Raw genomic sequence first — 21,725 nt, 5'->3', positions numbered from 1 at the left:
GTTATTATTTGGCAAATAATTACTCTTCTTTTTTAACTAAATTAATAGAACGATCATGTTCAATATAATAAAGCTCAAGAATATTCATTCCTGCTTTAATTAAATCTTTAGTTTCTAGCAAAATACTAAAGTATAGTGTTGTGTTTTTTGGACTAGACTCAACGGTTCTGGTTCGTTCTACCTGCTGATGTATTGAATCTTCAACATATGCTAGTAAGCCTTGTTTCTCATCCATTAAATCAGGTACAATTTTATCAAAAGAACGCGAATCAAAAACGTCTCTTATTTTCGCAAAAAGGGATATCAGTTGACTGTTAATTTCAATCAATTCATCTGCCTGTTTTTTCTTTAATGACTTATGATTATTATGAATATGTTTGTGGCTGACTTTTGAAATAAAGCTTGCTGATTGTGCCATGTCTTGTAAATTCCCAATAACATCAATATAGAATTTACTAGCTCCTACATAAGAATCATCCAAATCTTTAATAAAATAAAAGATGTCATTTTGCAGAACTTCTATTTCATTTTCTAATTTAACTACTTGATTTTTTGCTTTTTTAAGGCTTTTTAAATCCTCATTTATTAAACCGTCTACAGTACTTTTATTTATTTTACTAATTCTTTTTAAAGATTTAGAAATATTATCAGCACTCTCTTCAATAACCCCTTGTATAGAATTACTTTCCGATCTATTTAAACTATCCTCTGCCTTAATTTCTTCTGCTCTAGATTTATGACTTATATAGTTTCTAGCCAATATTAATATGGCTAAAAATAACAATATTGCAATGGCTGTAGGACCACCTAAATTTATTAATAACACCATTATACCCGCTGCAATAAAAGCTATTATAGCTGTACCAAACCATCCTGCAATAACATTTAATACTCCTGCAACTCTATATACTGCACTTTCACTGCCCCAAGCTCTATCTGCTAAAGAAGTACCCATTGCCACCATAAAAGTAACGTAAGTAGTTGATAAAGGTAACTTCATAGAAGTAGCTATAGAAATTAATACTCCAGCAACCATCAAATTCACAGAAGCTCTAATTTGATCAAAAGCAGGCAATTCATAAATTTTATGTTTAGGTAAGTTGATTACAGGTTTTTCAAATTGTTTTTCAATTCTCTGAGCAATCGAACTAGGAATAACCGTTGCTGTATATTTTGAAATTAACATTGAAAATCTCACTACCGCTCTTGATAAAGAATTTGGCTGAAACTTTTCAGCTCCATCACCTTGCCTTGCCAGACTAATTTCTGTGTCTGCTACTGTACGTGCTTTTTTAGAAAACCACAAAGTAAGTACCATAATACCCCCAGCTATAAAAAGTAATAACGATTCTGTAGGTACTTTTTCTGACAAAATTTCCATAGAAAAAGCATTTGCTTCTACACCAGATGCAGACCAAGCTATATAAGAATGATAAGCAGCCATTGGCACTCCAATAAAGTTTACCAAATCATTTCCGGCAAATGCCAAAGCCAAACCAAAAGTTCCAATGGCAATAATAGGAACAAAAATATTCTTCTTTAATACACCAATATATATTTGTGAAAGTAATGTCCAAATAACAAAAGAAATACCAATTATAATAAATTCATTTCCTTCTAATAAATGTTTGATATCATCGCCATAAGGGGTTCCTTTTAATCCTTTCATAAAAATGAAGTAGGTAATTGCTGTAAGTGCTCCACCTCCAAATAACGCCCCTAAATATTTTAATTTTCTTTCATAATGAAATGAAAAAATGATACGAGATACATATTGTACAAGTGCCCCTACACTAAACGCAATAACAACAGAAAGTAAAATACCTTGTATAATTTCAAATGCCTTTGCGGTATTAATATAATCTGAAAGGTGTAATGCAGAATCAGAATCAGAAGCTCCAATTTTAATCAACGCCATTGCTACAGCAGCACCCAACAATTCAAATACTATTGATACTGTAGTAGAAGTTGGCATTCCTAAAGTATTAAAGAAATCTAACAATAGAATGTCAGTAATCATTACTGCCATAAAAATTATCATAATTTCACTAAAAAAGAATTCGCCAGGAACAAATATTCCCTTTCTCGCTACTTCCATCATTCCACTAGAAAAAACAGCTCCTATAAAAATTCCTAAACTAGCAACAATCATAATTGTTCTGAAAGAAATAGCTTTTGAACCTATAGCAGAATTTAAAAAATTTACTGCATCATTACTAACACCTATCACTAAATCAGCTGCAGCCAATACTGCAAGTGCAATAATCATTATTAAGTAAATATTTTCCATATATAGTATTTAAGAGTGCAAATTTGTTAATTATTATTTATTCGAATATTAACAAAAGGTTATGTTTTGTATTAAAAATCAATTTGAAAACGCACTTGATAAACATTAACATTACCTGCATTTTTAATGGTCGCATTTACATAATTGAATTTAATTTTTGTTACAGGATTTAAATACCAATTTAGTCCAACTGTTAGGTCTGATTGTTCTCCTCCAAAAATATCTTCACTATTTAAATCTGAATTGGAATAGCGTAGGGCCACCTCCCATGCTCCAGACCCGCCATTTTTACCAATAAAATTATTTTTAGGTTTTATTCTATCAAAACCTGAATATGAACTTTTATACTTTTTTTGTTCTCCGGTGATAAAGTAGCTAATTTGGCCATAATAGCTTGAAAAACGATTGGATATGTCTGTATTAAGTTCCGTTATTAAATATTCTGCTTGAAGTGACAATGGCCCAGAAACAAAAGCAGTTTCAAAATTTAGCATATTAAGATCCACAACATTTTCAACAAGTTGGGTGTCAATATACTTTTTACCACTTAAATGAGCTTCAGGACGTGATGAAATTCTGTAATTATTAATACTGGGTTTTCTATAACTATAACCTAACCCTAAATGCAACAGCTGTTTTTCTGTTTTAATTGGCAATCCAGTAATTCGACCTGTAAAGACGTATCCATTGTTAGCCATTAAATCATTACCATTATCTCCAGCATTTCTAAAAAGCCCAGCTTGCATACTAATCTTATCATTAAAAAAATCATTAAAAAATAGTATTCCACTATTTCGTGTAGGTGAAAAATCACTTAGTATAGATCGTTCCATAAAGGTAATATACTTACTGCTTGTCAGCATTTCTAACCTCAATGGCTCTTTAACATTACCAACTCTGAGATTACCAATTACAGGAATATCTTTAATCCCTAAGTAAACATCTTTAAATCCAACTTCACCTCCTTCATAACCTAAGTCCCATTTAAATTCAATGTTTTTATAGATAACTCCTGATATAAATAAACGTGTTCTTCTAAATTCAGTAGCACTCGTTGTTAACAGTTGCCCATAAACAGCATCAAGATTATCATTTTGAGAAAAAAAAGCATGATCTACCATTATTCTTCCCCCAAATTTGAATTCAAAATTATTATCTGCACTTTTTATTTTGAAACCATTATCCCATTTAAAACTAAAAGGATTATCTTCATTTTCTTGAGCGAAAACAGAAAATGAAATACTAATTACGAAAATAGCTACTAGATTTTTTAAATACATTAATTATGAAAATTAATTAAAGTTAACAAAAGGCAAGTTATTTTATTTTAAGTAAAAAAGGAAAATTATTTATAATTATTTAAGTTGCTGTTTATCAGTTATTTATAATACCAATGTTAAATTAAGGTTAAGTTAATGTTTTTTTAATGTAAAATTTATCTATCTTTATGATATAGAACGTTGTAAATATTGAAATTATGAAAAAAATAGCAATCCTATTAATTGTTTTTTGTGTAAGCTTTTCCTTTGCTCAACAAAACGAAAACAAGGTGAAATTAGAGAAAAAAGGAGATTTAACTGAAGCCACTTTCTATTATGATAATGGGCAAATTGATCAACATGGATTTTTTAAAGATGGTAAACTTCATGGAACATGGACTAGCTATAATTTAGATGGAGACAAAATAGTTGTTGGAAATTATAATAATGGTGAAAAAGTTGGCAAATGGATTCATAAAACTAATAATGTTTTAAAAGAAGTAGACTATACTAACGATAAAATAGAAAAAGTAAATTCTTGGTCACGAGAATCAACTATTGCTGTAAGTAATGAATAAAATATTTTAACAAAAAAAGGAGCCAATGGCTCCTTTTTTTGTTAAAATTTAATACTATAACCCAAAGAAAACGAAGTACTTGGATTTCTACTTGAAAATATTTGATCTTGTGCTTTATAAGATTGATAAACACTTTCTTTTTCAGAACCTAATATATTAGTAATCTTAAAACTTAAATTTGACCTTCTTTCTTTATCTAAGCTTTTATTAAATGTAAAATCTAAACTATTAAATGGTAAGGTAAACACATCTGGGTTTGCTCCACCAACAACTTCTAATGTTTTGCCTTGAACATTATAAAACAGCCCTGTTTGTAATCCTAATTTATCATTATCATAATCTAACCCTGCATTTATCAAATATGGGGATTGTCCTTGAAGCTCTCTAGTATCATCTACCTCTTCTCCAGGTCTGGCAGTATTTTGTCTTAAAGTAAATTCGTCATCATACATTTGTAATTTTGACTTAATAACAGAAGCATTTAAATTAAACCTAAAGTTATTTAAGCTGGAAGATAAAAAATCTAGATTCTTTCTAAATTCTATTTCAGCTCCAAAAAGATTAGCTTCACCCAAATTTTGTGGAGTAAAATTATCTAATGCAGATTGAAAATATGTTAGTTCTATAGGATCTTTAAATGATTTGTAAAATGCACTTACAGCAAACAGCTCTGCATTTTCTCCATAAACTTCATATCTTAAATCAAGATTATTAATGTAAGTAGGTTTTAAATCAATGTTTCCTATATAGGTAATATCAGAAAGTGCATCAAAAATTTCAGCATTTGAAGCTTCTTTAAACGAAGGTCTAGCAGTTGTTCTTGCATATGATAATCGTATATTTTTATGATCATTTAATGCATAAATAAAATTAACAGAAGGAAATAAATCTAACTTATTCATAATAGATTCATTATTTAAAACAACTCCTCTACTATTTTCACCTGAATAATATATCATAAAATTTTCGACTCTAACACCCAATATTGTTTTTAGTTTATCACCTAACATAAATTCATTAGAAACATAACCTGCAATATTCACTTGACTAGATTCAAAAATATTAACTGGGTCAATTACAGAAGAATTTCTAATAAAAGAACCTTCTTGAGTACTTGTTGTCCATAAATTTTCATCCGCTAAAATAGCATCAGCATCTCCATTAAAGCCACTTGGGCCAGCAACACCAATTCTAAAAGTGTAAATATTATAATCTCTTTGTTTAAAAGATCCATAGGCTCCTATCTTTAATTTAGCGTCTTTTTGAAATAAATTATACCTTCTTGTAATATCTATTTTACCTACATGATTTTGCTCTTCTAGATTTCTCCAAATTCTTCTAGGTTCACTATTTTGAGGAATACTATAACTTCCATTTTCTTCAATTCTAAATGATGTAGCACGAACATCCTTGTCGTCAATTGTTGACAATGTTGAAGCCAATTTCCATTCTGTTTTCCAAGTAGCATCTTCATTTGTGTGTGTACCAGAAATTAATCCGTTAGTAATAGATCTTTCGGTATAAACTAGACTGTTTTTTATAGCAATAGCAAAATCTCCTTCATTTAATTCTTGATTAAATAAACCAGCACTTGACTCTCCATTTTGAATTCGCATTACATTTATCTTATACTTAGAACGATCCGTTTTATAAGACAAGCCTGCTAAACCACTTAGAATAACATTCTGTTCTCCTAAATTACCTTTTTGCCCCTTACTTAAAGGCATTTCTAGTTCTGAGGTATTAGGGTCTTTTCTATAAAAACTATTTTCTGCATCTTCATAAAATTTAGTTTCATTTTTGTAAGAAATAGAAGCTATATATCCTAATTTATTTTCATTTTTACCAACTGTATATTGATTTCCTGCTGTTAATCCAATACTATAATCCATATTACTATTTGATTCTTGAGCACCTAAATTAGGATCAAATTTTTGGGTAATCTCTGTTAACAATGGGTTATTGTCAAACGTATTAGGTATAGGTTGATAAGGACTAATAGGCAATGCTCTAGTACCATCATCAAAACCTAAAAAGTCAGTATTTCCGCCTTCATAACTTAAGTAATTACTTTTAAAATGCATATTAGGATTATAAGAACCACTTAACGAAAGGCTAAACTCTTTTCTTGTAGGAAACTCTTTAGTAACAATATCTACAATACCACCTGTAAAATCAGCTGGTAAATCAGCTGTTGCTGATTTTACCACAATTATATTATCAATAATATTTGTAGGAAATACATCCATTTGGATGGTATTTCTATCCGGATCTAATCCTGGAATATCTACACCATTTAATATAGTTTTAGTATATCTATCTCCTAAGCCTCGAACATAAACATATTTACCTCCTTGAATAGATACTCCTGGAACACTTTTAACAGCTTTTGCTAAATCACTTGCACCTAATTTTTTAAAATTTTCTGATGAAATTCCATCTAATAAATTAACTGATCTTCTTTGAATATTTAACACTGAAGATTCAGTATTTCGAGCAGTTTCGGCTGTAAGAACAACTTCGTCAAGAGTACCAGTAGCTTCTCTTAATGTTATATCTAATGAGGTTATATTATCCGATTTAATAATTACCCCTGTAACTTCTTTAGTTTCGAAACCTAAAAATTTATAAATTACAGTATAAGTACCAGGTTCTAACTCAATTTCATACAGTCCTTCAAAATCAGAAGTTGTTCCTTTGTCGCTATTTTTAATTAAAACCGTTGCAAAAGGTAAAACATCATTAATATCTCCATCTTTTATAGTTCCGCTTAATGTTCCTTTTTGAGCGTTTAATAGATTAATAAACAAAGTAAAAAGTACTAGAAGTGTAAATTTAATTCGCATTCGTTTTATAAATTTTTGAGGATTCTTTTTATCTACTTTTAAATACAATTGCCCATACTAAAGTATGAGCAATTGAATAATTCTAATTATAATTAGTATCTACTATTCTAAAGCATTATTAACATCTGCCAAAGTCCAAGTAAATACAGATAAATTTGCACCGGTAGTTTTTGATTCTGAAGTAACAGCTGATGAAAAATTAGAAGCGTCTGCTCCGAAAGTAGAACCAATCTCAGATTTATCAGCAAAAATAGAGGCAGAAGAAGATACTCCTTCTGGAAGCACAATTTGCCAGTTATTAAAAACCAATTTACCATTGGTATAATTAGTAGCAACACCATCATTATCTAATTCTACATCGGCATCAGCTCTGAAACCGTAAGCAAATACATTTTTTGTAGTTCCCATAGCACCATCTCTAAAATCGCCATATTCACCTCTTTCTGTAGTTGTATTTCCAATTAAAGTAAGGCCATCTATGGTAAATTGTCCTTCTAGACTTCCTTCAGGACCATCAATTTCCAAAGCATGGTCAGAAGCATTTCCTAAAGCTACTACGGAATTGGTAATAGTACCTGAATACGCTTGGTCAATATCTAAGCCATCATCACCAGCGGCCCAAACTACTAAGTTAGAAGCATTTACTGAACCTCCAAAGAATTCAATACCATCATCAACATTAGCAACAACTTCTATATGATCTACAACAGTTCCTGACCCTACAGCACCAAGTGTTAATCCATTAATTTCGTTATCAGGACTAATTTCTGCACCTCCATGACGAATAGATATGTACTTTAGTACTCCTGAATTATCAGCTGAATTATCTCCTCCATAAAGACCATTTACATCTGTTGCAACAACACCTTCAATTTGCACTTCAGAAACATTTCCTTTGAAAGAACCAGGTGCATTGCCTAATACAACAAGGCCTCCCCATAAACCTCTATCATTTTCAGACAAATTAGTACCTGATTTTTGTCCTATTTCTATATTATCTGATATTGAAGTGAAAATAATTGGCTCAGAAGCCGTTCCTTCAGCTTTTATTTTTGCATCTCTTGCAATTAATAATAATGAAGCTTGTGTACCAGTACCAGCTTGTCCTTTAATAATAGTACCTGGCTCAATAGTTAAAGTAGTTCCACCGCCAACTATTACTCTACCCTTTAGTTCCCATATTTTATCTTTGGTTAAGGTTAAGTCTGTTGTTAATGTTCCTTGTAAAACTGTATCTACCGGAGGGTCTGTAATAACTTCTGGGTCGTTATTATCTGAACAGGAAATAAGTAGTACTCCTATACTTAAAGTGTAAAGTAATTTTTTCATCTTTTTAATTTCGTTTAATTGTTGTTTTTGTCTAATTGTTATTTTAAATCTCACAATGCAAATAAAGAGGTCTTATGTAAAGTTTAGGTTACCTAAGAATTAAACATGTGTTATGATTAGATTACGAAAATGTTACCTAAAGACAATTAACTTTAAACTAATGTTAAGACAAAAGAGAAGTACTATGTTTTATAAATAAAAGTATAGCTTTAAGAAGTGTCTTCTTGTTAATACAGATAAAAGAGTACTCAAAACAAACTTGTACTACGCTAGTATATATTAAGTGATTAAAAATCCGGCTCTAAACATTTCTATGAATTAGAAATGTTTAGAGCCGGATTTTCTGTGAAGTTCAATTATTAAATTATTGCTTACATTTAAAATGTGGCAATTATTGTTTTACGCTAAAAACTTTTTTGCTAATTCTTTTCCTAATTCAACACCAAATTGGTCAAAACTATAAATATTCCAAATGTAGCCTTGTACAAAAGTTTTGTGCTCATAAGTAGCAATAAGTTTCCCTAAATTTTTTGGAGAAAGTTTATCCATTACCAATGTATTTGAGGGTTTATTCCCCTCAAATATTTTAAAGGGCAATAATTTGGCTATTTTATCTTGTTGACCAGCAGTTTTTAATTCTAAATGTACTTCTTCTTTTGTTTTTCCTTGATACAATGCTTCTGCTTGTGCATAGAAGTTTGCCATCAATTTATTATGATGATCTTCATTTCCATATAACGATTGCTTAAATCCTATAAAATCAACAGGAATTAACTTTGTACCTTGGTGTACCAATTGCATAAAAGCATGTTGCACATTAGTTCCTGTATTTCCCCAAATTATATTTCCTGTTTGATAATTGACAGGATTTCCATCACGGTCAACGGATTTTCCATTACTTTCCATTGATCCTTGCTGTAAATAAGGTACAAATTGAGTTAAATATTGAGAATAAGGAATAACTACTTCAGCATCTGTTTCAAAAAAGTTATTATACCAAATACTAATTAATGCTAATACTATTGGTATATTTTGATTAAAAGAGGCTGTTCTAAAATGCTGATCCATCTCATAAGCACCAGTTAACAATTGATCAAAATTATCATAACCTAAGGCTAAACAAATAGATAATCCTACGGCACTCCATAATGAGTATCGGCCTCCAACCCAATCCCACATAGTAAAGATATTATTAGCAGCGATACCAAACTCAGCAACTTTTTCTAAATTAGTAGATACCGCTACAAAGTTGTGCTGAATATCTTGTTGGGTAGCCCCTTTTGATAAAAACCATTTTTTTATGGTTTCTGCATTTGTCAAAGTTTCTTGGGTAGTAAATGTTTTAGAAACAATTACAAAAAGTGTAGTTTCGGGATTCAGTTCTTTTATGGTTTCCATAACATGGTCACCATCTATATTAGAAATAAAATGTGATTTTAAATGATTTTTATAATATTGTAAAGCGTCAACTACCATTCTTGGTCCTAAATCAGAACCGCCTATACCTATATTTACAACATCTGTAATAGCCTTACCAGTATAACCTTTATGATTTCCAGAAATAACTTTCTCAGAAAAAGTTTTCATTTTTTGAAGTGTATCATTAACCTCATCCATTACATTATTTTCTGCCACAAAAACAGGACTATTGGATTTATTACGTAAAGCTATATGTAAAACAGCTCTATTCTCAGTAACATTTATAATGTCTCCAGTAAACATTTTTTCAATTCCGTCTTTTAAATCAACTTCATCAGCTAGTGCCAACAGATAATCAAAAGTCTCGTCATTAATTCTGTTCTTTGAATAGTCTACGGTAAAGCTATCTAGCTTTAGCGTATATTTTTCTTTTCTATTAACATCTTGTAAAAAAAGCTTTTTCATATCAACATTTTTATTTTTTTGATATGATTCTTGTAAGTTTTTCCAAGCGTTGGTGGTGGTTGGATTTTGATTTTTAAGTGCCATTTTTATCTAAGTTTAGAAATTAAACTGTTTTAAACTTATTCTATTTAGTTAAGTTTAATTTAGCTGGTACAAAAGTAATGAAAACGAACATGGATTACACAAATTTTCATCATTTATGTATTACAATAAACATTATTGAGAAGTAAACTTATACAAGTAAAGAAAAGGCTTATAAGTACTATTAAACTTGATTACTTTTAATAAACTAATATGCAATCCTATTGTTATTCAATAATTAGACTGTCTAATTTTTGTTGGTAAGGTTTAATAAAAGACAAATAACTTGTTTTTAAACTATCTGCAATAGGTTCAGCAGAAGGTAGCTTTTCTTTTAAAGGATCAACTTGAACTCCATTTTTCCAAAAGCGATAACAAACGTGAGGTCCAGATGTATTTCCTGTCATTCCTACATATCCTATTACATCACCTTGTTTAACAAAATCTCCTTTTTTTACCGCACGTTTACTCATGTGCAAATATTGTGTAGAATAAACAGAGTTATGTCTAATTTTAACATAATTACCATTTCCTCCTCTTCGAGCAGATTCTATGACAGTACCATTTGCAGTACTCATTATAGGTGTTCCTATTTTTGCCGCAAAATCAGTACCTCTATGCGGTTTTATCCTACCATAATATTTAATAAATCTTCTTAAATTATATCGAGAACTAATTCTGCTATATTTCAATGGAGCCTTTAAAAATTGTCTTCTCAATGAATTGGCTGTTTCATCGTAATAATCTGAAATATTTTTTGTAGAATCTGTAATAAAATTAAAAGCATAAAACGGTTGATTTTTATGTTCAAAATAAGCCGCTTTAATTTCTCCTAACCCTGCATAAATTGTATCATCAACAAACTTTTCTTCGTAAATTACCTTAAACTTATCATTTTTTTGAAGGTGAAAAAAATCTACTGTCCATGCATAAATATCTGACATTTCATTAACTAATGCATAGTCTAATCCTTTCTCATCTAAGGCTTCAGAAAGTGAAGATGTAATATTTCCAGTAGCTGTTTTTACAACAGTTTTAATTTTCTTTTTTTCAAACCTATACGAAATAGTATCTTTAAAATCGACTACGACATATTCTGTTATTCTAGGCTGATAGACAAACACTTGTGCTTTTTCAGTGGTATCTTTTTTTGCCAAAATCACATACGGTTTTCCTACAATTAGCTTAGCAACATCAAAAGTATCTTTAACAGTTTCTACGATGTTATATACTTCAGCATAATCTACATGATGTTTATTTAAAATTTCGCCAAAGCTGTCTCCATTTCTAATAGTATCTTCAATTACCTTATAATCATCTAGAGTATATCCAAATTTTTGAATAAGCTCTGGTGCTTCTTCCTTTTCTTGGAGGGGTTCATCGGTAGAAGTTTCTTTTTTACAAGAAAAGAAAATGATTAAAAAGAGGAGAAAAATTATTTTTTTCACTTGAATTTAGAGGACTTTTTTTAGAATTGCACAAATCTACTATTTTAAAAACAATCCATAAAGTATTTAATCAAAAATCATTGGAAACGGATTTGCCAACCCTTTATATTGGTCTAAGTCAGCCCTTAACGAACCCACAGCTAAATCTGCTTTTATACGTAAAGGAATTTTATTTTGGTCATTACTTACCCAAACTGTAATACTTTCTTTGGCTTTAAAAACTCGTCCGGCTTGTACCAATGGTCTAAATTTTGCACTAGCCACTTTACCAAATTTAGTTTTAATAGTTTCAGTACCTAAAAAACGCAATTTAAAAGGGTAATTTTTTTCGTCAAAAAACATTGTTAAAACAACCTCATCTCCAGGTTTCATTTTTGAAAAATCCTGACTTCTAAGATAATACAATGTAGAAAGCATGTCTTGTACGTTGTTATGTGTACTGTATATTTCTTCTGTATTTTTTTTAAAGCTTTTTACTGTTGCTTTGTTACTATTTTGATGAAAATGAATTTCTTTATCTTTGGTATAACCACCTTCATTAATTTTTCTAATAAAACGATAAGGAAGTAAGTTGTTTTTATAAAAATAGGTTTGATAATCATCTTCTACTTTAAAAAACCAACTTGTAACACCTGTAGTTTTTCCATATCCTAAAACATGAAAAGCGGACTTACCATTATTAGAAGTTTCTTTAACTTCTAACGTTGCAGTACCTGCATTAAACCAATTGCTATAACTAATTCTATATTTTAAAAACTCGCCAGTTTTAAAGGCTGATTTCACCTTTTGTGAATGCCCAACAAAAACAGAACAAACAATTAAAAAAAATAGTACTTTTTTACGCATAATTAATTGATTTGTAATTTAAAAATACAAATACTGTTCCAAAAAAATAAGCCTTTAAAAAAAGGTTTATTTTTTAGATGGTTAAAATTACTTTATAATTCTATCGTATTTTTTCTGAATAATTATTTTGATAAATATACAATACCTGTTGTCTTTTAAACTACCAAAGAAGATAAATTAAGTCAATATTTTATATTTTTCTAAATTAGTTACGCCCCAATTATCAAATTCTTCTTTGCTCCACAAATCTGGAAAAAATATCCTTTTTTGGTATTTTGGATGCATATACTTACGCCAATCGCTTCCTCCTGTAGCTTCATCTTGTTGACCAATGTATTTTCCTGCAGTGTTGTAATGAGCCATTACCCATTGAATGTTTATCGTATAATCTAAATGACGCATAGCGTTAACCAATTCTATATTCTCTTTATCATTAGCAGGTAACGATTTAAATTTTGACCATAAGTTTATAGTATTATATTCTTTCATTGTATTTATAAACTGAGCTTTGTATTTCTCTTCAAACTTTTTCAATAAAAAAGATTTTTCGCCAGTTTTATAATCCTTTCCTGCAGCCTGCCAATACAAATGCTCAAAAGCATGTTCAAAAGATGTATTTCTATCTATTTTTGCTCGAAATCTATAATCTATCAAATTAATTAATTCTGTACTACAAAATTCTATTAACCGATACTGAGCACTTTGGAATCCACTTGCTGGAGTTAAGGTATCTCTAAACTTAGTGTATTGTTCACGTTCCATACCTTCTCCCATAATAGTAAAAGATGCTGTAAGCATATCAAAATACCTACTAATTCTCATTAATCTTTCTGAAAAAAACTTAGTAGTTAAGTTTTTATGGTGAGCTATTTGGTCAATTTCCCAACGTATCATTTTAAAAAGGAGTTCATTAATTTGATGATACATAATAAATACCATTTCATCTTTAAACCCAGTACGTTGCACTTGTAAATTTAGCAATGTATCCGTTTGAATATAATCCCAATACGTAATTGGTTTACTGTACAACAAACCATCTAATTGTGTTTCTAAATCTTGATCAATAGCATCATACTTTTTCTTTAAAAGTTTTATCCGCTGTTCAATATCTTTATTCATACCTTATTATTTGTCTTACAAATTTATTAAATAGATGTATCCTTTAGGCAATTTAGGCAAAAGCTATTTGCCCTTAAACATATTCTATTCGTTTATTTTTCACTTATTTTAAGTTGTAAAATTGATGTTGTACTTTCAGAAATTTTGAACCTTTCATCTAATCGATATCCAATAACCCAAACAATAGCAGCATCAGAAGTTAATACCCAACAATTTTCTTTTTCTATTACAGAAAGTTTTTTATCTTTAAAGAACTTGCTCAGTTTTTTTTTGCCTTGCATTCCGAAAGGATAAAAATAATCTCCTTCTTGCCACTTTCTTATAGTTAAAGGCCAATTGATTTTATCCGAATCAATAAAAACCATATTCGAATTAATTTTTGTAGAATACGATGACACGGGTGTAACACTAAATTCAAATGAATCTGTTCGAATGCTCTTTTGAAGACTATCAACACTATAAAAGTTGGGCTCTGAATTACAATCAATTGGTGAAACAAGTAAATGTTTTCTATCTTTTAAAATACGATGTGTATTACTTAGCACAAATTTACCTGATTGGGCTGTTAACAATTTATAAATATCGTTCCATGCTGTAAAGTTATATTCTTTTAATAGTTCATAGAGGTAAGCGTTTGAATGTGGTATTTTATAAAGTGCTTCTATATCTAATTTAACAATACCTTTTTTTTCAGAAACAATAACCTTTTGCTTTATTGTGTTTACAGAATTTGCTACAATTTTCTGTGTTTCTTTAAGATTAAGGATGGTATTTGAAAAGGCCTCTAAAAATTGTGGATTTATTTCTTTTAATGCAGGAATAACATCGTGTCTTAATTTATTTCTGATATATTTGGTTTCCGAATTTGAAGAATCTTCACGCCAAGTTATATTGTTTGCTTTGGCATATTGCTCAATTTGATTTCTACTAAATGGAAGTAAAGGTCTTATACTATTTTGATTCTGTTCTGGAATACCAAGTAATCCGTCTAAACCCGTACCACGGCTTAAATTAATTAAAAAAGTTTCCAGATTATCATCAGCATGATGGGCGGTTAATAAATAATCAAATTTATATTCTTGTAATAGAAACGCAAACCAATTGTACCTTAGTTCTCTAGCTGCCAATTGAATAGATAATTTTTCTTTCTTAGCAAAAGCTTTAGTATTAAACTTTTTAGTAACTATAGAGAGTTGTAATTTACCTGCTAAGGCATTAACAAAAGCCTCATCTTGATTAGATGCTAAACCTCTTAATTGAAAATTACAATGAGCTAATGAAATGTTGTAGTCCAATTTATATAAAAGCTCTGTAAGAACCACACTATCTATTCCTCCAGAAATAGCAACAAGTAGTTTTTTATCCTTCAAATAAGGAAAATTAGTGGCAATATGTTCAGAAAATTGTGTTAACAAAACAGGGTAAAGATAAGAGTTATTAAGCAAAAAAAACCGTCTCAATATTGAGACGGTTTTTATGGAGAAACTTTTCTATAAATTATTCTTCGTGATTGGCAACTAACAAATCAACATCATCACCTTCAACGGTTTCAACAGTTACATCTGTTATTCCATCAACTTCTGTTGTAGTTATAACAGTCGCATTTTTTTCACCGTTTTCTTTTTTTACTAATACCTTTAACTCCTCATTTACCTCAGTATTATTATCAATTGTTGTAATTACAGTTTCTTGTTGAGCTGGTATGTTATCGTTAATATAAGCAGAAACAGCATCATCTGAAATTGCAATACTAGGAGCAATTACTAAAGCCACAACTGACATTAATTTTAATAAGATATTTAAAGAAGGACCTGATGTATCTTTAAAAGGATCACCAACAGTATCACCTACAACCGCTGCCTTATGGGCATCTGTACCTTTTCTACCATCAGATTCAATCATTTTTTTAGCATTATCCCAAGCTCCACCAGCATTAGATTGAAAAATTGCCATTAGTACTCCAGCAGAAGTAACTCCAGCTAACAACCCACCTAACATTTCGGCACCACCAATAAATCCAACAGCAACAGGTACTACAATAGCTAAAAGACCAGGCAATACCATTTCTTTAATAGATGCTTTTGTAGAGATATCTACACATTTGTCATATTCTGCATAACCGTCTGCGGCATCAAATATTTCACGTTGCTCTTTGGTTGCTTTAGACATATCAGAATCAACCGCTCTCATTACTTCTAATGCAGCTTTTAATTGTGGAATATCTCTAAACTGCCTACGTACTTCTTCAATCATTGACATAGCAGCCCTACCAACAGCATTCATAGATAATGCAGAAAACACAAAGGGTAACATAGCACCTACCAACAAGCCTGCCATTACATTTGGCTTAGAAACATCTATAGAAGATACATTTGCAACTTTCATAAAGGCAGAAAATAAAGCTAATGCCGTTAAAGCAGCAGAAGCAATAGCAAAACCTTTCCCTATTGCAGCAGTTGTATTACCAACAGCATCTAATTTATCAGTTCTTTCACGAACTTCACTTGGCAATTCTGCCATTTCAGCAATACCACCAGCATTATCAGAAATAGGTCCGTAAGCATCAACAGCTAATTGAATTCCAGTATTTGCCAGCATTCCTACAGCTGCAATTGCAATACCATATAAGCCCGCAAAATGATGTGAAATTAAAATAGCTGCTGCAATTAATAAAATTGGAATCATTGTAGACATCATACCAACACCTAAACCAGCAATAATATTTGTTGCAGAACCTGTTTCCGATTGTCTTACAATTGAACTTACAGGTTTTGTACCTGTACCTGTGTAATATTCTGTGATTTTACCAACACCTAATCCAGCAATAAGACCAGCCAATGTAGCATAAAAAATACCCATTGCACCACTTGGTAAACCTTCAATAGACTCAGGAACCATTGCTGTAATAATAAAATATGATGCTACCACCATTAAACCAGCAGAACCAAATTCTCCAATATTTAAAGCTGTTTGAGGATTACCACCTTCTCTTACTCTCACGAAAAAAGTACCAATAATTGACATAACAATACCAACTGCTGCTAATACTAATGGTAGATAAACAGCACCTAAACCGCCAAAATCAGGAGTAATAATAAATGCACCCAAAACCATTGTACCAATAATAGAACCTACATAAGATTCAAATAAATCGGCTCCCATCCCGGCAACATCACCAACATTATCACCAACATTATCAGCGATAGTAGCTGGATTTAATGGATGATCTTCTGGAATACCTGCTTCAACCTTTCCAACAAGGTCAGCACCAACATCAGCAGCTTTAGTATAAATACCTCCACCAACACGTGCAAATAATGCAATAGAAGAAGCTCCTAAAGAGAATCCGGAAAGTACATTTAAAACCAAGCTTAAATTTTCAGCTCCAGGCCAAATATATTGATAAATTGCAAACAATGTACTAAGACCTAAAACCCCCAAACCAACAACACCTAAGCCCATAACCGAGCCACCTGCAAAAGCAACTTCTAAGGCTTTACCTAAAGAAGTTCTAGCTGCTTGCGTTGTTCTAACATTTGCTTTGGTAGCAACTCTCATACCAATAAAACCTGCTAAAGCAGAGCATATAGCACCAACAACAAAGGAAACTGCTACCATTCCATTTGATCCTACTTCATTACTTCCTTTAAAAAATAAAAGTATTGCTACAGCCAGAACAAAAACTGATAAAATTTTATATTCTGCCTTAAGAAAGGACATAGCTCCTTCAGCAATATTTTTAGCTATTTTAGCCATTTTTACATCACCCACTTCTTGTTTAGATACCCAGACATTTTTAAAAAAAACAAATAGTAGAGCTAACACTCCAAAAAGAGGCAATAATTTTACAATATATTCCATAAATTTTAAAATTAGGTTAGTTTATAATTCAAGTATCTACAAAAGTAGTAAAACTGCATATATAAAAAAAAACTACGTTATAAAATAACGTAGTTTAATTCTTTGATAATCTGATTATAAGTACTAAATAGTAAAAGTTCTATTCTTTTTATGCTCACTATTTTCATATCTCTGAACACATTCATTATAAATTTTTATAGCCTCTTCAGCATTTCCCCAACCACCAACATCAACTTTCTTTTTTTCTAAGTCTTTATATACCTGAAAAAAGTGTTCAATTTCTTTAATTCTATGAGGATTTAATTCTGAAATATCAGAATTCTTACTCCAAATAGGATCCGAAACTGGTACACAAATAATTTTTTCATCAGGACCTTTCTCATCAGTCATATGGAAAACACCAATAGGTTTTACTTCCATAACTACCATTGGATATGTAGGTTCAGTAGTCATCACCAAAACATCTAATGGATCTTTATCTAAAGCTAATGTTTCTGGAATAAAACCATAATCACCAGGATACATCATTGACGAAAATAACGTTCTATCAAAACGAATTTTATTTAAGACAAAATCATATTCGTACTTATTTCTACTTCCTTTAGGTATCTCTATTAATACATCAAATGTAATGTTCTTCTTTTTTGAACTCATTTTCTCTTTTTATTTTAATTTTTGCAAAAGTAGGGAAAAGTTAGGTGGTTTATTGTTTTTCTGGGTATGGTTTTTTTTTGAACTCTTATTTTTATTAAATATTAAATAATTTTAACCTCAAAATGTTATAATAACAAATACACTCTTATTTTATAATCATATAATTTTTGATTATAAACATTAGTTATATTTATACTTTCAAAAGCATATACCGAATGAAAAAAACAATACTTACCATTTTATTATCATTTCTTTTTCTAAATTTCACTTATAAAAAAGAAAACTCTTGGATTCGAATAAACCAATTGGGCTATTTACCTCAATCCATTAAGGTGGCCGTTTTAGGCTCTAAAGACAACATTGAGGTAAAAAAATTTTCTTTAGTTGATGCCAAAACAGATAAAACCATCTACTCTTCTGATAAAATTACTGCCAAAGGAGCTTTTGGACCTTTTACTTCGTCTTATCGACTAAACTTTTCTGATTTTAAAACAAAAGGAGAGTACTATCTTATTGCAGGCAATGCTAAATCTCCCATATTTAAAATTGATGATGATATTTACGATGGAACAGCAGATTTTTTATTAAAATATATGCGACAACAACGTTGTGGCTATAATCCTTATTTAACAGATTCTTGCCATGTAAATGATGGTTATATTGTTTATAATCCCAATAAAGAAGGACAGAGAATTGATGTTACTGGAGGTTGGCACGATGCTTCAGATTATTTACAATACACTGCTACATCAGCCAATGCGATATTTCAATTACTTTTATCATATCGTGAAAATCCCGAAGCATTTATAGATGTTCATCAAGCCAATGGATTGCCTGGTCCAAATGGAATACCAGACGTTATAGATGAAGCTAAATTTGGTATGGATTGGCTCTTAAAAATGAATCCTTCACCAACTGAATTTTACAATCAAATTGCAGATGACAGAGACCATGCTGGTTATCGGTTACCCAATCATGATTCCGTTGTTTATCATCCAAAACATATAGGGCGTCCAGTATACTTAGCTTCTCCAAAACCACAAGGTTATAAAAAATACAAAAACCGATCTACAGGTTTAGCTTCTACAACCGGAAAATATGCCTCTGCTTTTGCTTTAGGTGCAGATGTTTTAAAGCCTTTTTATCCAAACTATGTTAAGGATTTAACATCTAAAGCAGAAAATGCATTCCAATATGGAAAAAAACATCCAGGTGTAAGTCAGACGGCTCCAGGTGGTGCTCCATATTTTTATGAAGAAGAAAATTGGCATGACGATATGGAACTTGCAGCTGCCTCTTTATATAAATTAACCGAGAAAGAAATTTATAAACAACAAGCTCTTAATTATGCTGCAAAAGAAAAAATATCACCTTGGATGGGTAAAGATACTGCTAGGCATTATCAATATTACCCCTTTTTAAATGTTGGACATTTTGAATTAGCTTCAACAATAAAAAACCACAAAAAACAAGAAGTAATTAACTATTACAAAAAAGGATTGGAGTTACTTCAAGAAAAAGGTAATAATAATCCATTTTTAATAAGCATTCCTTTTGTTTGGTGTTCTAATAATTTTGTAACTGCTGCCGTTACACAATGTAAATTGTATAGAGAATTAACTAACGACAATCAATTTTTAGAAATGGAAACCGCTTTACGCGATTGGCTTTTTGGTTGCAACCCATGGGGTACAAGTATGATTGTGGGGTTACCATCTTATGGAGATACACCAGAAGATCCACATTCTTCACTAAACCTTCTTTACAACTATCAAACGGATGGCGGATTAGTAGACGGCCCTGTTTATGGATCTATTTTTAACAACCTTATTGGATTAGAATTGCATAAAAAAGATGCCCATGCTAATTTTCAATCTGATTACGTTGTATATCATGATGATGTTGGCGATTATTCTACCAATGAACCTACTATGGACGGTACTGCAAGTCTAATCTATTACCTATCAAGTTTAGAAAATGAAAGCAGAAAAAATGGACACAAAAAAAGGCAATTAACTTATGATAAAACAGGAGCAATTATTCGTGGTGACACTAAACAGAAATACATAAGCTTAGTATTTACTGGGCATGAATTTGCTGATGGTGCCGAAATTATTTTAAACACCTTAAATCAACACAATATAAAAGCTTCGTTTTTCTTAACTGGAGATTTTTATAGAAACCCTAAGTTTAAAAATTTTATTGAACGAGCAATTGCTGATGGACATTACTTAGGAGCCCACTCTGATAAACATTTACTGTATAACGATTGGTCAAAAAACAAAAAACGCTTAGTATCTTTTCAAGAGTTCAAGAATGATTTGGATGCAAACTACCATGAAATGGAAAAATTTGGCTTAAAAAAAGAAGACTCTAAATACTTTTTACCTCCATACGAATGGAATGATGAATACATTACCCAATGGGCAAATAGACTTAAATTAACACTAATTAATTATACGCCTGGAACCCTTTCACATGCGGACTACACCTTGCCAAAAGATAAAAATTATAAAGATTCTGAAACCATTTACAATTCTATTCTAAATTATGAAGCTAATAAAAACCTAAATGGATTTATGTTGTTAAGTCATATTGGAACTGATAAAAACAGAACTGATAAGTTTTATTTAAAATTAGATAATCTAATTAACGAATTAAATAACAGAGGATACAAATTTATTTCCATGAAAACCCTACTTGATAATTAATAAATAAAACAACTTTACTAAAATCTCAAACAATAAGACACATTTTTTACACTGATAATTAACCACTTACAGCTCATTAAGAAAAATTAACAAGCATCAAGGTAGGTTTTTTGTTTCAGTAGTTGTTTTAAATACGAAAGCAACCAATTAAAAAAACAGAAAATTATGTTTAAAGTAGGAGAAATTGTAGTTTGTGTAAATGCTAAAAGAAGATGGTACAGACTGGGAGGTTTAAAAGAAAATGAGATGTACACTGTTACAGGATTTAACCCTTACGATGGAGGCTTAATTTTAAAAGAAGTTAAAAGTCCAAGAAGCGGCTACAACGCATTTGCTGCAAATAGATTTAGAAAAGTTGATTATGCATTTGCTACTAATTTATTGGAAGAATTACAATCTCAACAACAACCAATACCTACACCTGAAATTTCTCCTGAATTACAACCACAAAAATTTGAAATTACTTCATTAAATTAAGAAATATTCAAATTTTATACGTTACACCTATTATAGCCTATTTATTTTATTCCTATAAAAACGTAATACAACGTTTTACTTTTAAAAAGATATATTTTCATGTATTAAATCACACTTAAAAATCATTGAAAATAGCGTCCATTTCTTTCAAAAAATAAATATATCTTTTAATGCCTTTAAAATCAAAATATTTTTTAATTTTGCACCCTCGTATCCAAGAAGATATGTAAGTAATGCCTTGGTGGTGGAACTGGTAGACACGCTGGATTCAAAATCCAGTTCTTTCGGGAGTGTGGGTTCGATTCCCACCCAAGGTACTTTTTTAGTTATGAGGGAGAAGTT

14 protein-coding genes and 1 tRNA gene are annotated in these 21,725 nt (G+C 30.6%); 4 read left to right on the top strand and 11 right to left on the bottom strand.

Annotation, left to right across the window (positions count from 1 at the left end; genetic code table 11):
- Nucleotides 1-19: 19 nt before the first annotated feature.
- Together EGM88_RS09615 and EGM88_RS09610 are read right to left on the bottom strand one after the other, a co-directional pair.
- Nucleotides 20-2,290 (bottom strand): inorganic phosphate transporter, encoded by a 2,271-nt coding sequence (locus EGM88_RS09615; RefSeq protein ID WP_123897937.1) that lies wholly within the window; start codon nt 2,288-2,290, stop codon nt 20-22.
- A 71-nt stretch (nt 2,291-2,361) separates the two neighbouring features.
- Nucleotides 2,362-3,570, bottom strand: coding sequence for an OprO/OprP family phosphate-selective porin (locus EGM88_RS09610; RefSeq protein WP_123897935.1), 1,209 nt, complete (start codon nt 3,568-3,570; stop codon nt 2,362-2,364).
- Nucleotides 3,571-3,767: 197 nt separating this feature from the next.
- Here EGM88_RS09610 and EGM88_RS09605 point away from each other — a divergent pair, with 197 nt between their 5' ends.
- Complete coding sequence (locus tag EGM88_RS09605) at nt 3,768-4,127, top strand: toxin-antitoxin system YwqK family antitoxin (RefSeq protein ID WP_123897933.1); 360 nt, start codon at nt 3,768-3,770, stop codon at nt 4,125-4,127.
- A 41-nt stretch (nt 4,128-4,168) separates the two neighbouring features.
- Here EGM88_RS09605 and EGM88_RS09600 read toward each other — a convergent pair whose 3' ends face one another.
- The 9 genes from EGM88_RS09600 to EGM88_RS09560 form a co-directional block, all read right to left on the bottom strand.
- Nucleotides 4,169-6,973 (bottom strand): TonB-dependent receptor, encoded by a 2,805-nt coding sequence (locus EGM88_RS09600; protein ID WP_123897931.1) that lies wholly within the window; start codon nt 6,971-6,973, stop codon nt 4,169-4,171.
- 102 nt (nt 6,974-7,075) lie between these two features.
- Nucleotides 7,076-8,302, bottom strand: a complete 1,227-nt coding sequence (locus EGM88_RS09595; RefSeq protein ID WP_123897929.1) for a hypothetical protein — start codon at nt 8,300-8,302, stop codon at nt 7,076-7,078.
- Nucleotides 8,303-8,701: 399 nt separating this feature from the next.
- The gene (gene pgi, locus EGM88_RS09590; protein ID WP_123897927.1) at nt 8,702-10,270 is read right to left on the bottom strand and encodes a glucose-6-phosphate isomerase; all 1,569 of its coding nucleotides are present in this window, start codon (nt 10,268-10,270) and stop codon (nt 8,702-8,704) included.
- Nucleotides 10,271-10,494: 224 nt separating this feature from the next.
- Nucleotides 10,495-11,715 (bottom strand): M23 family metallopeptidase, encoded by a 1,221-nt coding sequence (locus tag EGM88_RS09585; RefSeq protein WP_123897925.1) that lies wholly within the window; start codon nt 11,713-11,715, stop codon nt 10,495-10,497.
- Nucleotides 11,716-11,781: 66 nt separating this feature from the next.
- Nucleotides 11,782-12,561, bottom strand: a complete 780-nt coding sequence (locus EGM88_RS09580; RefSeq protein ID WP_123897923.1) for a DUF3108 domain-containing protein — start codon at nt 12,559-12,561, stop codon at nt 11,782-11,784.
- Between the two features lie 177 nt (nt 12,562-12,738).
- Nucleotides 12,739-13,680 (bottom strand): tryptophan 2,3-dioxygenase family protein, encoded by a 942-nt coding sequence (locus EGM88_RS09575; protein WP_123897921.1) that lies wholly within the window; start codon nt 13,678-13,680, stop codon nt 12,739-12,741.
- A 92-nt stretch (nt 13,681-13,772) separates the two neighbouring features.
- Complete coding sequence (gene tilS / locus EGM88_RS09570; protein ID WP_238988417.1) at nt 13,773-15,050, bottom strand: tRNA lysidine(34) synthetase TilS; 1,278 nt, start codon at nt 15,048-15,050, stop codon at nt 13,773-13,775.
- 127 nt (nt 15,051-15,177) lie between these two features.
- A complete protein-coding gene (locus EGM88_RS09565; protein ID WP_123897919.1) occupies nt 15,178-17,541 on the bottom strand; it encodes a sodium-translocating pyrophosphatase in 2,364 nt (787 codons plus the stop codon).
- 123 nt (nt 17,542-17,664) lie between these two features.
- The gene (locus EGM88_RS09560) at nt 17,665-18,195 is read right to left on the bottom strand and encodes an inorganic diphosphatase (protein WP_123897917.1); all 531 of its coding nucleotides are present in this window, start codon (nt 18,193-18,195) and stop codon (nt 17,665-17,667) included.
- Between the two features lie 215 nt (nt 18,196-18,410).
- Here EGM88_RS09560 and EGM88_RS09555 point away from each other — a divergent pair, with 215 nt between their 5' ends.
- The 3 genes from EGM88_RS09555 to EGM88_RS09545 all read left to right on the top strand — a co-directional run bounded on the left by EGM88_RS09555 (nt 18,411) and on the right by EGM88_RS09545 (nt 21,700).
- On the top strand, nt 18,411-20,906 hold the full coding sequence (locus EGM88_RS09555; protein ID WP_123897915.1) for a glycoside hydrolase family 9 protein: 2,496 nt from the start codon (nt 18,411-18,413) through the stop codon (nt 20,904-20,906).
- A 165-nt stretch (nt 20,907-21,071) separates the two neighbouring features.
- Nucleotides 21,072-21,383, top strand: coding sequence for a hypothetical protein (locus EGM88_RS09550; protein ID WP_123897913.1), 312 nt, complete (start codon nt 21,072-21,074; stop codon nt 21,381-21,383).
- Nucleotides 21,384-21,618: 235 nt separating this feature from the next.
- Nucleotides 21,619-21,700 (top strand) — tRNA-Leu (locus tag EGM88_RS09545).
- Nucleotides 21,701-21,725 lie beyond the last annotated feature (25 nt).

Origin of the sequence: Aureibaculum marinum (assembly GCF_003813905.1) — a bacterium.
GTDB classification, from domain to species: Bacteria; Bacteroidota; Bacteroidia; order Flavobacteriales; family Flavobacteriaceae; genus Aureibaculum; species Aureibaculum marinum.
This window is presented reverse-complemented; position numbering and strand designations above follow the sequence as displayed.

Bases quoted from the DNA above. Each gene is read 5' to 3' on its own strand.
- EGM88_RS09615 (WP_123897937.1), bottom strand. From the start codon at position 2,290: ATGGAAAATATTTACTTAATAATGATTATTGCACTTGCAGTATTGGCT.
- EGM88_RS09595 (WP_123897929.1), bottom strand. From the start codon at position 8,302: ATGAAAAAATTACTTTACACTTTAAGTATAGGAGTACTACTTATTTCC.
- EGM88_RS09580 (WP_123897923.1), bottom strand. From the start codon at position 12,561: ATGCGTAAAAAAGTACTATTTTTTTTAATTGTTTGTTCTGTTTTTGTT.
- pgi (WP_123897927.1), bottom strand. From the start codon at position 10,270: ATGGCACTTAAAAATCAAAATCCAACCACCACCAACGCTTGGAAAAAC.
- EGM88_RS09600 (WP_123897931.1), bottom strand. From the start codon at position 6,973: ATGCGAATTAAATTTACACTTCTAGTACTTTTTACTTTGTTTATTAAT.
- EGM88_RS09605 (WP_123897933.1), top strand. From the start codon at position 3,768: ATGAAAAAAATAGCAATCCTATTAATTGTTTTTTGTGTAAGCTTTTCC.
- EGM88_RS09560 (WP_123897917.1), bottom strand. From the start codon at position 18,195: ATGAGTTCAAAAAAGAAGAACATTACATTTGATGTATTAATAGAGATA.
- EGM88_RS09565 (WP_123897919.1), bottom strand. From the start codon at position 17,541: ATGGAATATATTGTAAAATTATTGCCTCTTTTTGGAGTGTTAGCTCTA.
- EGM88_RS09550 (WP_123897913.1), top strand. From the start codon at position 21,072: ATGTTTAAAGTAGGAGAAATTGTAGTTTGTGTAAATGCTAAAAGAAGA.
- EGM88_RS09610 (WP_123897935.1), bottom strand. From the start codon at position 3,570: ATGTATTTAAAAAATCTAGTAGCTATTTTCGTAATTAGTATTTCATTT.
- EGM88_RS09555 (WP_123897915.1), top strand. From the start codon at position 18,411: ATGAAAAAAACAATACTTACCATTTTATTATCATTTCTTTTTCTAAAT.
- EGM88_RS09575 (WP_123897921.1), bottom strand. From the start codon at position 13,680: ATGAATAAAGATATTGAACAGCGGATAAAACTTTTAAAGAAAAAGTAT.